Annotated in this window: 12 protein-coding genes and 1 riboswitch; of the genes, 6 read left to right on the top strand and 6 right to left on the bottom strand. The window is 52.7% G+C overall.

All coding sequences use genetic code 11. From position 1 onward, the window contains the following. Positions 1-5: 5 nt before the first annotated feature. The 5 genes from J2Z49_RS05325 to J2Z49_RS05305 all read right to left on the bottom strand — a co-directional run bounded on the left by J2Z49_RS05325 (position 6) and on the right by J2Z49_RS05305 (position 5,732). The gene (locus J2Z49_RS05325; RefSeq protein ID WP_013822730.1) at positions 6-1,004 is read right to left on the bottom strand and encodes a sugar ABC transporter substrate-binding protein; all 999 of its coding nucleotides are present in this window, start codon (positions 1,002-1,004) and stop codon (positions 6-8) included. Between the two features lie 127 nt (positions 1,005-1,131). Beyond that, entirely contained in the window at positions 1,132-2,130 is a 999-nt protein-coding gene (locus J2Z49_RS05320; RefSeq protein WP_307400514.1) for an ABC transporter permease, read from the bottom strand. Positions 2,131-2,154: 24 nt separating this feature from the next. Continuing rightward, on the bottom strand, positions 2,155-3,162 hold the full coding sequence (gene iolG, locus J2Z49_RS05315; protein ID WP_307400512.1) for an inositol 2-dehydrogenase: 1,008 nt from the start codon (positions 3,160-3,162) through the stop codon (positions 2,155-2,157). A gap of 22 nt (positions 3,163-3,184) precedes the next feature. Then, positions 3,185-4,699, bottom strand: a complete 1,515-nt coding sequence (locus tag J2Z49_RS05310) for a sugar ABC transporter ATP-binding protein (RefSeq protein ID WP_307400510.1) — start codon at positions 4,697-4,699, stop codon at positions 3,185-3,187. Positions 4,700-4,730: 31 nt separating this feature from the next. Next, positions 4,731-5,732: a LacI family DNA-binding transcriptional regulator gene (locus J2Z49_RS05305; RefSeq protein ID WP_307400600.1), complete on the bottom strand. Its 1,002-nt coding sequence runs from the start codon at positions 5,730-5,732 to the stop codon at positions 4,731-4,733. 220 nt (positions 5,733-5,952) lie between these two features. On the opposite strand from J2Z49_RS05305, the gene J2Z49_RS05300 reads away from it, so the two are divergent. The 6 genes from J2Z49_RS05300 (at position 5,953) to J2Z49_RS05275 (ending at position 12,644) form a co-directional block, all read left to right on the top strand. Beyond that, on the top strand, positions 5,953-7,473 hold the full coding sequence (locus J2Z49_RS05300; protein WP_307400508.1) for a tagaturonate reductase: 1,521 nt from the start codon (positions 5,953-5,955) through the stop codon (positions 7,471-7,473). Positions 7,474-7,493: 20 nt separating this feature from the next. Next, on the top strand, positions 7,494-8,981 hold the full coding sequence (locus tag J2Z49_RS05295; protein WP_307400506.1) for a UxaA family hydrolase: 1,488 nt from the start codon (positions 7,494-7,496) through the stop codon (positions 8,979-8,981). A 185-nt stretch (positions 8,982-9,166) separates the two neighbouring features. After that, positions 9,167-9,874, top strand: coding sequence for an RNA polymerase sporulation sigma factor SigK (gene sigK / locus J2Z49_RS05290; protein ID WP_307400504.1), 708 nt, complete (start codon positions 9,167-9,169; stop codon positions 9,872-9,874). 129 nt (positions 9,875-10,003) lie between these two features. Then, positions 10,004-10,152: riboswitch (SAM riboswitch) on the top strand. Positions 10,153-10,235: 83 nt separating this feature from the next. Further along, positions 10,236-11,429, top strand: a complete 1,194-nt coding sequence (locus tag J2Z49_RS05285; RefSeq protein ID WP_307400502.1) for a homocysteine biosynthesis protein — start codon at positions 10,236-10,238, stop codon at positions 11,427-11,429. A gap of 20 nt (positions 11,430-11,449) precedes the next feature. After that, a complete protein-coding gene (locus tag J2Z49_RS05280; RefSeq protein WP_307400501.1) occupies positions 11,450-11,851 on the top strand; it encodes an NIL domain-containing protein in 402 nt (133 codons plus the stop codon). Between the two features lie 61 nt (positions 11,852-11,912). After that, a complete protein-coding gene (locus J2Z49_RS05275; RefSeq protein WP_307400498.1) occupies positions 11,913-12,644 on the top strand; it encodes a UPF0280 family protein in 732 nt (243 codons plus the stop codon). A 136-nt stretch (positions 12,645-12,780) separates the two neighbouring features. Here J2Z49_RS05275 and J2Z49_RS05270 read toward each other — a convergent pair whose 3' ends face one another. Further along, positions 12,781-14,391 carry an acyl--CoA ligase family protein gene (locus J2Z49_RS05270; protein ID WP_307400496.1) on the bottom strand — a complete coding sequence of 537 codons (1,611 nt, stop codon included), beginning with the start codon at positions 14,389-14,391 and terminating at the stop codon, positions 12,781-12,783. Positions 14,392-14,580: the final 189 nt, after the last annotated feature.

The following is a 14,580-nucleotide window of genomic DNA, read 5'->3' as shown; positions in this document are numbered from 1 at the left end:
ACAGGTTAACGGGACAGTGTCTTGTTCAACCAGTCAAGTTTGGCCTGGGCATTTTCCTTGGTGATTAGTTCAGTGCCGCTGTTGATGTACTTGGGCAGGGTTTCCCCTTTGGCCAGTTTGACGGCTGCTTCCACGGCCAGGTAGCCCATGTCGTAAGGTTTCTGGGCCACACTGGCGGCCATTGAACCGTCAATAATAGCTTTCACGGCGTCTGGAATGGCATCGGTACCCACCACGGGGATGTTCTTTTTGTTTTGCTGGAGCGCCCGGATGGCTCCCAGGGCCATTTCGTCGTTGGCCGAGTAAACACCCTTAATATCGGGGTGGGACTGGAGGATGTTTTGCATGACGTTCATGCCCAGTGCCCGGTCGCTGTTGGCCGGCTGTTTGGCCACCACCTGGATGCCGGCGGCCGCCAGGGCCTCCTCAGCCCCTTTGATGCGGTCGTCCATGGCGGTATTGCCGCGGGCGCCTTCAAGGAGGGCAACCTTATCGCCTTTTTGCAGGAGCGAGGCCAGGTATTCCCCCCCTTGTTTGCCGGCATCTTTGTTGGCCGTGCCAATATATGTTGCCTTGTCATCCCAGGGTGCGTCAGTGTCTACCAGAATGACCGGAATATTTTTCTGTTTGGCTTTCTGGAAAACCGGAATGGCAGTAGGTGGCTGGGAAGGTGCCACTGCCAGCACATCGGGGTTCTGGGTCAAGGCATCTTCCATCATGTTGACCTGCTGCACCACTTCCGATTCAGCGTTCGGGCCGAGCAGGGTGAGCTTTACGTTGTACTTCTTAGCTGCATCCTGGGCCCCGGCAGCTACCAGTTTCCAGTACTGGCTGCTCAGGGTTTTTAATACCATGGCTACATGCACCTGCTTCTCATTACTCCCCTGATTGCTGTCTGCGGCTGGTTGGTTTTTCTTTTCGGAAGAACCGCAGCCGCTCAGAAGCAGGGCCAGGCTTACCACACCTGTAATCAGGGCAACTTTGAAACGGTTCAACTTTCTCATGCTGGTCACTCCTTTTTTTAATTAAAGTAGCCACTGAATTGCGGACACTGTCCCTTCTGCATACCCACTGATCATAGCAACACTTCTCCCATAGCCCACCTCCTTTAATCTTGTTGAGATAAAAACTTTAGCTTAGTGCTTTCTTTTTGGCTGCCCGCTGGCGCAGTATATCTACATATACAGCGGCAATGATCACCGCGCCGATAACGAAAGTTTGCCAGTCAGCCGAAACGTTGAGCAGGTTTAATCCGTTCCTTAGCACGGCAATCAGGATGGCGCCAATTAAAGTGCCGCCAATGGTGCCGATGCCGCCAAAGAAGCTTGCACCGCCAATGATTACCGCGGCAATGGCGTCCAGCTCATATCCGAGACCGGCGAGCGGGTATGCCGAGTTAACCCGTCCCACCAGGACCAAACCGGCCAGGGCGGCGGTAAAGCCGCTGATGGTATAAACCAGGTTGAGGATCTTTTTTACATCTATACCGCTTAGACGGCTGGCTTCAGGGTTGCCGCCCACGGCGTAAATGTAGCGTCCGATGGTGGTCCGGTTGAGGAAGAAATACATGCCGGTATAAAGAACAGCCACTAAAATGAAGCTTACGGGTATGGGACCGGCGAAAGCAGCGCCCAAAAACTGAATGGACTCGGGGAAACCGCTGACCGGTGCGGCGCCCGTAATGACCAGGGCCAGGCCCCTGGCCATGTTCATGGTGCCCAGGGTGGAAATAAAAGGGTGAGGAAGATTCAACCTGGTTAAAAGTATCCCGTTGGTTAACCCAAGAAGAGCTCCCAGGGTAAGACAGGCCAGGATGGAAAGTATGGGGTTCAAACCGAGATTGACATTAAGCACGCCCATAACCATGGTGGAGAGGGCCAAAATGGAGCCCACGGAAAGGTCAATGCCGGCCGTTAGAATTGCCAAAAACATACCTACAGCAATAATCGCGTTAATTGAAGCTTGTCCGGCAATATTCATCAAGTTATCTAAAGTAAGAAACTTAGGAGAAAGGATGGAAAGTACTATGCAGAGCAACACCAGGCCCAGCAAGGCTCCAAGGTTGTAAAGTGTCTCCTTCGAAAAAAGGGACTTATTTTTTGCCGGTACGGTTTCCGTTGCACAGTTCATCTTTGCTTGTCCTCCCTTACTGTTTTAGACCTGATCAAGTGTTACAGCCTGACCGGATATAAAGGATTTTTGTACCGCCACGGCAATTTTCACTGCCATTAAACCGTCCTGAACCGTAATGGAAGGTTCCCGGTTTTCCAGCACATTTTGCACAAAGTTGGAAAGCTCGTCGAGATAAGCCTGGTCGAAGCGCTGGGCAAACCAGGGCACCACATCGTGGGTGACGCCGGCTTTGTTTAAAATCAGGCATGGTGTATGTTGCAACTGCCCAACAAAGAGTGCTCCTCTGGTACAGATTATTTCCGTGCGTACATCATACCCGTAGCGGGCATTGCGGCTGCCTTCCAGGCTTCCCAGGGTGCCATTGGCAAAAGTAACCAGGATGTTGGCGTGATCAATGTCGCCAATTTCCTTTAGTTCCGGATACATCAATATACCACCCTGGGCGTAGACCCGGGTAACTTCGCTGTCCATGAGCCACCGGGCCAGATCAATGTCGTGGATACACATGTCCAGGAAAAGCCCGCCGCTATCCCTGGCAAATTCCAGGGGCGGCGCACAGGGATCGCGGCCGATACAGTGAATGAAAACGGGCTGTCCCATCTCACCGGACAATAACTTTTCCTTGGCCGCGACATAACCCCGGTCAAAGCGCCTCATAAAGCCCACCTGGACAAAAGCGCCGCGTTTTTCCGTTTCCTGGACCACCCAGTTTGCTTCATCTATATCCAGTGAGAGAGGTTTTTCGCAAAAGACCGCCTTTCCCGCTTCCATTGCTTCGACAACAATTCTGGCGTGGGTGCTGGTGGGAGTGGCGATGATAACGGCATTGACATCCCGGTCATTAAGCAGGTCATGGTAGTCGGCATAGGCCTTTACCTGGTTAAACCGGTCCAGGAATCTTTCCCGGTTGTCCTTTAAGGGATCCGCTACGGCTACCAGTTTAGCATTGGCAAGCCGTCCGGCTATCGTTTCTGCATGTTTGAAACCCAAGCGTCCCAACCCTATTACCCCGCAGGCCAGCTTGCTCAAGGTTAACCCTCCTTTAACTTTTTTAGCAACCGCCGGTAGCGGCATGCATGATTTTCTCCTGGTTTGCTTCGCTACGGTCAAATTCCGCGGTGATGCGTCCTTCGTGCATGACCAGGATGCGGTCACTCATTCCCAGCACTTCGGGCAGTTCGGAGGAAACCATAATTACCGCCGCCCCTGAAGAAACCAGCTGGTTGATTAAGTTATAAACCTCCACTTTTGCACCCACGTCGATTCCCCTGGTGGGTTCGTCAAAGATAAAGATCCTGGCTCGGGAACAAAGCCACTTGCCGATAACCACTTTCTGCTGGTTGCCGCCGCTCAATTGCCCCACTACCTGGTTGATGTGCGGCGGTCGTACCTTAAGCTCCCTGACCAGTTTCCCTGTTGCTTCCCTGGCTGCTCGGACATTGAGGATTCCTCCCCGGGCAAAACGGCCCAGGCTAACCAGGGTGGTATTGAAAGTAATGTCTTGAATAAGGATCAGGCCCTGCCCCTTGCGGTCCTCGGTTAGCAGAGCAATTCCTGCATTGATGGCGTCTCGGGGTGAGCGAATCGTTACCGGCTTTCCGAATACCCGGATTGTGCCTCCATCCACGGGATCGGCGCCAAAAATGGCCCGTACCAGCTCGGTGCGTCCAGAACCAACCAAACCGGCAATGCCCAGTACTTCCCCCTGGTATGCCTTAAAAGAAATGTTGTGCAACACCCCCCGGCGGGTTAAATTTTCCACTGCCAGGGCCTCTTTTCCCCGGGCAATCTGTATTTTGGGAAATTGTTCGCTTAAATCACGCCCCACCATCAGGCGGATTATTTCTTCAATGCTAACGTCTGCCGCCTCTCGGGTGGCCACTTTCTGGCCGTCCCGCAGTACGGTGATCCGGTCGCAGATACGTTTAATTTCCTCGAGGCGGTGGGAGATATAGATGACCGCTACGCCACGGGATTTCAGTTGCAGGACGATATTTAACAGTTCTTCCACTTCCCGTTCGCTTAAGCTGGAAGTGGGTTCGTCCATGATAATAAGTTTCGCGTTCACGGATAAGGCCCGGGCAATTTCCACCATTTGTTGTTTGCCTATACCCAGGTTTCCCACTTTGGTACCGGGGTCGATATCCAGCCCCAGTTCCTGTAGCAATTGCCTTGAACGCTGGTGCATGTATGTTCGATCAATAAGGCCCAGCTTTTTGTTAACACATGGCTCCCGGCCTAGAAAGATATTTTCAGCCACACTCAAGTGGGGTACTAAATTAAGCTCCTGGTAGATACAGGCGATCCCCATGTCCCTTGCCTTTTTGGGAGTAAGGTGTTCCACCTTTTGGCCCAGGAAATACATTTCCCCTTCGTCGGCGGGATGGGCACCGGTAAGAATCTTAATTAACGTTGACTTACCTGCACCGTTTTCCCCTAGCAGGCCGTGGACCTCCCCGGTATGTACTTCTAAGTCCACGTTGTCAAGGGCCTGCACTCCAGGGAATCGTTTGCAAATCCCTTTTAATTTTAATAACGGATTTAATAGCGGGCCTTTTTCCGACACTACCCATACCTCCTTCTCGCTAAAACAATGCTTAAGGATAATTGTTGCACTTTGGGGGCTGCGTTGATTTTCTAACAACCAGCTCTGCCTGCAGTACCGTGCGCTCAACCCGGGAGCCGGTCTTACTTTGCAGGCGGTTGATTAGCTTTCTGGTAGCCAGAATCCCCATTTCATAGATGGGCTGTGCCACCGTAGTCAGTGGCGGGTCGCTCACTTCCGCCAGGATGGTGTTATCAAAGCCCACCACCGAAACATCTTCGGGTACCTTCCCCCCTTTTTCCCGGATACCTTTGATTACCCCTATAGCCAGCACGTCGTTGCCGGCAAAGACTGCCGTGGGCGGGGGGGATAATTCCATCAACCGGTGGCCTGCTTCTATTCCCCAGGCCAGGGTGGATGGCGCCTGAAAAAGGAGTTTCTCCTGTATAGCCAGGCCGGCTTCTTCCAGTGCCTGCTGGTAACCTTCCAGCCGTTCTATACTGGAAGTAATGGTAAGAGGTTCGCTTACCATAGCAATGTACCGGTGTCCCAGGTCCAGGAGGTGTCTGGTGGCCAGGTAGGCTCCTGTGCGGTTGTCTACTAATACGGCGTCCAGTACCAGGTCCCTCATTTCCCGGGCAATGAGCACCAGAGGAAGATTTTTGGCGTGTACCTCGCGTATGACCTGGTGGTCTGTTTCGGCAGTGGCAAAGATTAAACCGTCTACCTGTTTCTGTAACAGTAAACTCACGTAGTTTTTTTCTTTTTCTAACTGATTATCCGTGTTGCAAATGATAACATTAAAACCGTGCCGGTTTCCCTCATCCTCCGCTCCCCGCGCAATTTCAGCGAAAAATGGGTTAGTAATATCAGGAAGTAACAGGCCAATGCTATAAGTGCGTTTACTCGATAAAGCTGCGGCCACAATGTTAGGGGAGTAATTTAGCTCTTTCATAACTGCTTCTACGCGGCGGCGGGTTTTTTCGGAAACCATGTTGGGGTTATTGAGTACCCGGGAAACGGTGGCAATGGAAACCCCCGCTGCTTTGGCTATATCGTAGATGGTGGTCAGGAGTAATCACCTCCCGGTGTCCCACATTTGTAAGCGCTTACATAACTGACCGTTAATAAACGCTTTCGGATGAAAGCGCTTACAGGAATCTGATAATTGTTAATTCGACCTTTTTTCCCCCTTTCCTGCTTGTTGCGACAAAAAAATTTTTAAATTAAAATGAGACAAACCTGGAGATTAAAACAGGCAGGGGGTTGGAGATTTGAAATTAAACAGGAAGCTCCTGGAATCAGATTTTGCTTTTCCGAAGGACGTACAGGTTACACGGTTACCAATTCTTCCCGAGCGGATTATCCAGTTTGGGGAAGGGAACTTTTTACGGGCTTTTGTGGACTGGATGGTGCATCAAGCAAACAAACAGGGTCTTTTTAACGGCCGGGTGGTGGTGGTGCAGCCCCTACCTTCCGGTTTGGTACCCCAGTTGAACCAGCAGGACGGCCTTTATACTTTGTTTCTACGGGGAATCCAACATGGTCAGGTAGTGGAAAAAAAGGAAGTGATCTCTTCCATCAGCCGGGGTATTAACCCTTATGAAGACTGGGAAGGTTTTCTAGCCTGTGCGGAAAAGCCGGAAATCCGCTATGTCATTTCCAATACCACCGAGGCGGGTATCGCCTATGTGCCGGAAGAATACCGGGAGGGTGTTCCCCTTTCCTCCTATCCCGGCAAGCTTACGGCTTATCTTTACCGTCGTTTCCGGAAGTTCGGCCCGGATCCCGCCATGGGTATGATGATCATTCCCTGCGAGCTAATTGACCGGAACGGGGATAACCTGAAGAGTATCGTCCTGCAATTAGCCCGGGAATGGAATTTGCCCGCTGAGTTCGTCGAGTGGGTGGAAAAACATAACTCCTTCCTTAATTCTCTGGTCGACCGCATTGTCACCGGTTATCCCCGGGACCAGATAGATGAAATCAGCGCCTACCTGGGCTACGAGGATGCCCTTCTTAATACTGGTGAAATTTTTCACCTGTGGGTAATTGAAGGTGATACCCGGTTCAGTGAAGAACTGCCTTTCCATAAGGTTGGTTTGAACGTCAAGTGGGTGCCGGACATGACCCCCTACCGCACCCGCAAGGTGCGTGTTTTAAACGGTGCCCACACCATGACCGTTCCTGTAGCCTATTTATGCGGACTCGATACGGTCAGGGAAGCCGTGGAAGATGAACTCGTCGGCACCTATGTGCGCCGGGGTATTTTTGAAGAAATCTTGCCCACATTGCATATGGACGCCCGGGAAATCAACGATTTTGCCCAAAGTGTGCTGGAGCGTTTCCAGAACCCCTTCATCAAACATTACTGGATCGATATTGCTTTGAATTCCACATCTAAATTTAAAACCCGGGTGCTTCCTTCCGTTATCGAATATGCCCGCATCCGGGGGATTGCTCCACCATTGCTGTCCTTTTCTTTAGCGGCTTTAATTGCCTTTTACCGGGGGGAAACAATTGAGGATGGTATGCTGGTGGGTCGCCGGGACAAGGGGACCTACCGGCTGCGGGACGACCGGGAATCCCTTCTGTTCTTCCAGCAACAGTGGGCAAATTTTGACGGCGTAACCGGTAGCATAGATAGGCTGGTGCGCAATGTCCTGGCCAACCGGTCCCTGTGGGGTATGGATTTAAATGAAATACCAGGCCTATATGAACGGGTTGCGCGTTCTCTGGAGAACATTGTAGAGCAGGGCATGGCGGCAAGTGTAAAGCAGTTGCTGGCGAAATGAGGCAGGGCGTTATGGGTGTTATGTCTGTAATAAGAATAAAACCCGACGACAATGTGGCCGTGGCCTTGCGGGATCTGGCCGCAGGTGAAATCATAACCCTGGAGGACAAGAGTATTACCATCCGGCAGGATATTCCCGCAGGGCATAAGCTGGCTCTGGCAGAGCTGAACCCCGGGGAAACGGTGGTCAAATACGGTTATCCCATCGGTGTGGCTACCGCAAAAATCCTTCCCGGTGATCATGTGCATGCCCACAACCTGAAAACGAGCCTGGAAGGGACCTTAAGCTATAGCTACCAGCCTCTAGAAATAAAACCTCTACCTGTGCCGGAGGAAAAGGATCACTTCCAGGGATTTGTGCGCTCCGACGGTAGTGTCGGGATACGGAACGAAATCTGGATTATCAATACCGTAGGTTGTGTAAACAAAGTGGCCGAACTCCTGGCCAGAAAAGCCCGGGAATGGATCCGCATGCCCGGGGTGGAAGGGATTTACCATTTCCCCCACCCCTATGGCTGTTCCCAACTGGGAGAAGATCATGTCAACACCCAAAAAATCCTGGCCGGACTGGCCCGCCACCCTAATGCCGCCGGGGTACTGGTACTGGGGCTGGGATGTGAAAATAACCAGATCAACCAGTTCCGGGGTGTGCTGGGCGAATATGATCCCCGGCGAATACTATTTCTTACTGCCCAGGAAGTGGAGGATGAAATTACAACCGGCTTGGAACTCCTGGAGCGCCTGGCCAGGTATGCTGCCGGTTTTCGCCGGCAGCCGGTTCCCGCCTCCCGGCTGAAGATCGGCCTCAAATGCGGCGGTTCTGATGCCTTTTCCGGCATAACCGCCAACCCGCTGGTAGGAATGCTCTCTGACATTCTGCTGGCCCAGGGAGGTACTTCCATCCTTACCGAGGTCCCGGAGATGTTTGGCGCCGAGACAATTTTAATGAACCGGGCCATCAATCAGGATGTCTTTCAACGTTTGGTTGAACTGATTAATGGTTTCAAAGCATACTTTTTGAATCACGGGCAGGTGGTTTACGAAAACCCTTCCCCCGGTAACAAGGCGGGGGGAATTACCACCCTGGAAGAAAAATCCCTCGGCTGCACCCAAAAAGGCGGCCAGGGTGCGGTGGTGGATGTCTTGCGCTACGGGGAGCAGGCAACCAGAGCCGGACTCAATATCCTGGAAGGCCCGGGCAACGACCTGGTGGCTACTACTGCCCTGGCTGCGGCGGGCGCCCACCTGGTGCTTTTTACCACAGGCCGGGGCACTCCCCTGGGTTGCCCGGTGCCCACGGTTAAGATCTCTTCCAATTCAAGCCTTTACACCCGCAAAAAGAACTGGATTGACTTTGACGCCGGCTGCCTGTTAACCGGCTCTACCCTGCCGGACCTGGCCCGGGAATTGTGGCAGTATATCCTGGAAGTGGCCTCCGGACGCAAGACTCGGAACGAAATTAACAATTTCCGGGAGATTGCCATTTTCAAGCAGGGAGTGACTCTGTAGTTCTAGGATATTTTAGTAAGGGCTCTACTGGGAGTTTAGCACGAAAAGTTGGTTTCCCCGGTGGATCTGTACCGAGCGGTTTTGCCCGCTCTTTTTTATAACTGAGAGATTGCCCTCAAGGCCAGGCACCTTTTCTTTTTTGGCCCCATAAAATATATAGCCTACTCTTTTGGGGGAGGGATACCATGGGGCCTGGTCTGTTGGCGCTGGCAGTATTGTCGATGCTTAACGGTCTGGTGATCCTGATCTGCCATGTGGCCGGGAACAGCTTTCCCAAACCTTTGAGCGAGGAGGAGGAAGCCCTATACCTGGAAAAAATGCTGGCCGGGGATGAGTCGGCCCGGCGGGTGCTCATTGAGCGCAACTTGCGCCTGGTAGCCCACATCATCAAGAAGTTCGATCACACCGGTGAAGATTTTGACGACCTGATTTCCATAGGTACCATTGGTTTAATCAAGGCCGTGGATACCTACAATCCCGAAAAGGCTACCCGCCTGGCCACCTATGCCTCCCGTTGCATTGAAAATGAAATCCTCATGCATTTGCGGGCTCGCAAAAAAATCCGGGCAGAGCTTTCCCTTTATGATCCCATTGGCGTGGATAAAGAAGGCAATGAGATTAGTTTTATCGATGTCCTGGGGACCGATCCGGAAGTTGTCAGTGATATCGTGGCCGGCCAGATGGAGCAGGACCGCCTGTGGAAGCAACTGGAGCAGTTGTCACCCCAGGAACGCAAGGTGCTGGTATTGCGTTTCGGTTTGAAGGACGGTGCCCGCCGCACCCAGAGGGAAATCGCCCGGCGCCTGGGCATCTCCCGTTCTTACGTTTCCCGCATTGAGAAGCGGGCGCTCAGTCGTTTAACCCAGTATTTCGCCTGTGAGGCCGGGAGATGAATAATTTGCGTGATTGAACGGACAAAATGGCCCAAAAATTCCGGATATATAAATAAATTTATAAAACCGTTGACTTTTTCCTGGCTAGTTGTTAGAATATCTATCGAATTAAAAACGAATACCGAGGTGCTCTTATCCAGAGTGGTGGAGGGACTGGCCCGATGAAACCCGGCAACCGCCCTGGGGTGAAGGTGAACCCGCAAACCGCCGGTGGCTCTTACCTTTGCCCGGGGAATGGTGCTAATTCCTGCAGAAGTTTATCTTCTGACAGATAAGAGGGTTCGTATTAGGGAGGCCTCTTCTGTTTAGAAGAGGCCTCCTGACGTCTGGAGTAGAGCACACGACGAAAGGGATGAGGTGAATGAGCGAAAAAACCTATCAGGAGATCAATGCCCGGATTAGAAGCGGCAAAGCAGTAGTGGTAACGGCGGAAGAATTTATCAACATCGTCCGAGAGAAGGGGCTTACCCATGCATCCCGGGAAGTGGATGTGGTGACCACCGGCACCTTTGCCCCCATGTGCTCCTCCGGCGCTTTTCTCAATTTCGGCCACCCGGCCCCGCGCATCAAAATGCACCGGGTCTGGCTCAATAACGTACCGGCCTATACGGGCATCGCGGCGGTAGATGCCTATATTGGAGCCACCGAACTTCCTGAAGATGATCCCTTAAACAGCAATCATCCAGGAGAATTCCGTTACGGCGGCGGCCATGTGATTGAAGACCTGGTAGCCGGAAGGCCTGTGCGTTTGAAAGCGGTGGGTTACGGCACCGATTGCTACCCGCGGCGGGAAATTGAAACCACCATCACCATTCATGATCTTAACGAGGCCATTTTGTTTAACCCGCGGAACGCTTACCAGAATTACAACTGTGCCGTTAACCTTTCCAACCGGACCATATACACCTATATGGGGATCTTGAAGCCCAATCTGGGTAACGCCCATTATTCTACTTCCGGTCAATTAAGTCCTTTGCTCAAAGATCCCCACTTTAAAACTATAGGCATTGGTACCCGCATTTTCCTGGGCGGCGGTATCGGGTATGTGGCCTGGCACGGCACCCAGCACTTCCCGGCCATACAAACCGATGCCAGCGGCAAGGAACTGGGTCCTGCCGGCGGTACCCTGGCGGTTATTGGAGACTTAAAGCAAATGAGTCCCCGCTGGCTCATGGGCACCAGTTACCTGGGCTACGGAGCCACCTTGAGCGTCGGCATTGGCGTACCCATTCCCATTTTAAATGAAGAAATTGCCCGTTATGCCGCAGCCACCGATGCGGATCTTTATGCCCCCATTGTGGATTATGGTGAGGCCTATCCCAACCGGAAGCCGGGAAACCTGGGTTATGTCAGTTACGCCCAGTTGAAGTCGGGGAAGATCATGGTCCAGGGTAAAGAAGTGCCCACGGCACCGTTGTCCAGCTACCCCCGGGCCCGGGAAATTGCCAGCATCTTGAAGGAATGGATTCAAAAGGGTGAGTTTTTCCTTTCCGAACCAGTGCAGCTCCTACCCTCGCCGGCCGATGGTTTGACCGGAAAAGTTTTAAAAGGTTAAGTTAAGGAGGGCAAACAACCATGTCGCCCAGGAAAATAGTCCTTCGCTTTGGACCCGAGATTTCTGATAAACCTATTATTTACCGCCTGGTCAAGGATTACGACCTGGTGATGAACATAGTAAAGGCCAATGTTAACCCCCAAAAAGAAGGCATTATGGTCCTGGAGTTAACGGGGGATAACTACGAGCAGGGTCTGAAGTACCTGCGGGAACAGGGGGTAACGGTCCAGGCCCTCACCCACGAGGTGGTGCGCAATGAACAACGCTGCACCATGTGCGGCGCCTGTACCGCCATCTGCCCCACCGGTGCCCTGTACCTGGACCGGCCGGGCATGGAAGTGCATTTTGACGGGGACAACTGCGTGATCTGCCAGCTATGCGTGAAGGCCTGTCCAGTACGAGCGATGGAGGTTAAGCTGTAGGAGCTTGCCGGAGGCACGCTTCATTGCCGCCGGGAGCAGGATAATGGAGGTTAAACTTTAGTTGGAACGTACCTATCGTTACCGCCACCGGCAGGAGGATCTGGTACACTTTCAGGTGGTGGTGGGGGAAACGGACCTGGATATTGGTGTGCGCAGGGAGCGCTTTTCCCCGGAACTGGTGGAGCGGGTAACGCAAGTGGTGCGGGAATGCCGGGCCCCCCTGGAAGAATATATTAAAAGGGACCCGGCATTCCTTAAAGCCCATACACCCTACGATGTGCCGCCCGACGCCCCCCCCATTGTGCGGGAGATGGCCGAAGCGGCCAGGTTGGCCGGCGTTGGCCCCATGGCTGCCGTGGCCGGGGCCATTGCCGAAAGGGTGGGACGGGCTCTGGCACGCTTCAGCCGCGATGTTATTGTGGAAAATGGCGGGGACATTTACCTGCGCAGTGCCCGGATCCGGCGGATTGGTATTTATGCCGGGAATTCGCCCTTTTCCCATCGCCTGGCCCTGGAGGTCCGCCCCCAGGATACCCCTTTAGGCATTTGTACTTCCTCAGGCACGGTAGGGCACTCTCTGAGTTTCGGCATGGCCGATGCGGTGGTTATCCTTTCCCCCAATACGGCCCTGGCCGATGCAGTGGCCACGGCGGCGGGAAATCTGGTAAAGGATCCCAATCACGTGAAGCAGGCTGCGGATTTTGCCGCCGGTATCCCCGGGGTCACCGGGGCGCTGATCATTTGCCGGGACAAAATGGCCGCCTGGGGCCGCCTGAAACTGGTACCCGCATAAATTACTCGTAAAAAAAGACGGGCTTTTTTGCCCGCCTTTTCATTTATCCCGTGATTATTGCTTCCACCCGTCCAGCGCTTCAACCACTTCCCGGTTCTAAAAATCTCTGCTTTTGTTTATATCACCCTGCCCCGGTTTAATTGACCCGTTTTTCATAACCCTGCCATTCCTTCTCCCTCAACCGGTACTTCATAATTTTACCCGTGGAGGTCTTGGGTAGCTCGCCAAATTCCACTGCTTTGGGCACTTTAAAGCGGGCTATGCGTTCCCGGCAGAAGTTAATGATGTCTTCCGCCGTGGGATTGGTGCCCGGTTTTGGTACCACAAAGGCCTTGGGTACTTCCCCCCACTTGGGATCTGGAATGCCGATTACCGCTACTTCCAGCACGTCGGGATGTTCGTAAATGCAGTTCTCCACTTCCACCGTGGAAATGTTTTCCCCGCCGCTGATGATAATATCCTTCAGGCGGTCCTTGATTTCAATGTAACCGTCAGGGTGTATCACGGCCAGGTCCCCGCTGTGGAACCATCCGCCCCGGAAGGCCTTTTCAGTTTCTTCCGGTTGCTTGTAGTAACCCAGCATGACGTTGTTGCCGCGCATGACTATTTCACCTATAGTGTGGCCGTCGGCCGGGACATCGGTCATGTCTGCCGGATCCACGACCTGCACAAACTCGGAGTGAATGTAGGCCACTCCCTGGCGGGCTTTAATTTTCGCCCTTTCACTTTCATCCAGTGCATCCCACGGGGCCTGCCATTCACAAATGGTGTGAGGCCCGTATACTTCCGTCAGGCCGTAAACGTGGGTTACCTCCGCCCCAATCTCCTCCATGTTCCTGATCACGGCCGGAGATGGAGGAGCACCCGCCGTGATTACATTTAGTTTTGCTTTCATCCTGCATTCTTTCGCCTTCGGATAATTAGCCATGGACACCAGCACCGTTGGGGCGGCACAAAGGTGGGTAACTCCTTCCCTTTCGATGAGGTGGTAAATGTCTTCCGGCACCACTTTACGCAGGCAAACATGGGTCCCACCTACCGCAGTGACACCCCAGGTAAAACACCACCCGTTGCAGTGGAACATGGGTAACGTCCACAGGTAGACCGAATTAGAACTCATTTTATGTTCTAGGGCTTCCCCAAGGGCGTTCAGGTAGGCCCCCCGGTGGTGATACATGACACCCTTGGGCAGGCCGGTGGTCCCGCTGGTGTAGTTAATGGAAATAATTTCCATTTCATCCTCAATTACATTGGACAGGGGATCCGGGGAACCTCCGGCCAGGAATTCTTCATACTCTGGTCCTTCCAACGGGCGGCTGTCATTAACATCACAGATGTTAACAATAGTTTTGATATTGGGAAGTTCATCTTTAATGGCGGTAATTAAATGAGCAAATTCATTGTCCACGAAGAGGGCTTTGCTGTCGGAATGATTGAGGATGTAGGCTATTTCCCGGGGGGACAGCCGTATGTTAATGCTTACCAGGGCTGCTCCCAGCATGGGTACTCCGTAATGGGCCTCCAGCATGGGTGGAATGTTGGGGCACAAAAAAGCTACCTTGTCCCCTTTCCCAATACCAACCTTTTTTAAGGCGCTGGCCAGCCGGTTAACCCGTTCGTAAAATTCGCTGTAGGTATAACGTTTGTCATTGTATACCACTGCCGTTTTATTGCGGAAAACAAAGGCGCTGCGCCGCAAAAAACTTAATGGACTTAGCGGTTCAAAGAAAACCATGCGCTGGGTCATGGCTTTTTACTCCTCTCTTTCCCGGTATGGTAGTTTATCAGGGCGCTGGCCTGACGGCGGCAACCGGCGTTTTTTCGAACAAAACAGTTGTTATTGTGGCAGCTCTGGTTATGCCACGTTAATGAATATTTTCAATTACTTCAGCGCCGGCCTTCCCTTTTCCTGCCGGCTACAGCGGGATAGTAAAAA

Source organism: Desulfofundulus luciae (assembly GCF_030813795.1).
In the GTDB taxonomy this organism is placed as follows: Bacteria; Bacillota; Desulfotomaculia; order Desulfotomaculales; family Desulfovirgulaceae; genus Desulfofundulus; species Desulfofundulus luciae.
The sequence above is the reverse complement of the archived record's forward strand: the minus strand, read 5'-3'. Positions and strand labels throughout refer to the sequence as shown.

Coding starts and splice junctions, on each gene's coding strand:
- J2Z49_RS05325 (WP_013822730.1), bottom strand. CDS start 1,004: ATGAGAAAGTTGAACCGTTTCAAAGTTGCCCTGATTACAGGTGTGGTA.
- J2Z49_RS05320 (WP_307400514.1), bottom strand. CDS start 2,130: ATGAACTGTGCAACGGAAACCGTACCGGCAAAAAATAAGTCCCTTTTT.
- J2Z49_RS05295 (WP_307400506.1), top strand. CDS start 7,494: ATGTCTGTAATAAGAATAAAACCCGACGACAATGTGGCCGTGGCCTTG.
- sigK (WP_307400504.1), top strand. CDS start 9,167: ATGGGGCCTGGTCTGTTGGCGCTGGCAGTATTGTCGATGCTTAACGGT.
- J2Z49_RS05285 (WP_307400502.1), top strand. CDS start 10,236: ATGAGCGAAAAAACCTATCAGGAGATCAATGCCCGGATTAGAAGCGGC.
- J2Z49_RS05280 (WP_307400501.1), top strand. CDS start 11,450: ATGTCGCCCAGGAAAATAGTCCTTCGCTTTGGACCCGAGATTTCTGAT.
- J2Z49_RS05270 (WP_307400496.1), bottom strand. CDS start 14,391: ATGACCCAGCGCATGGTTTTCTTTGAACCGCTAAGTCCATTAAGTTTT.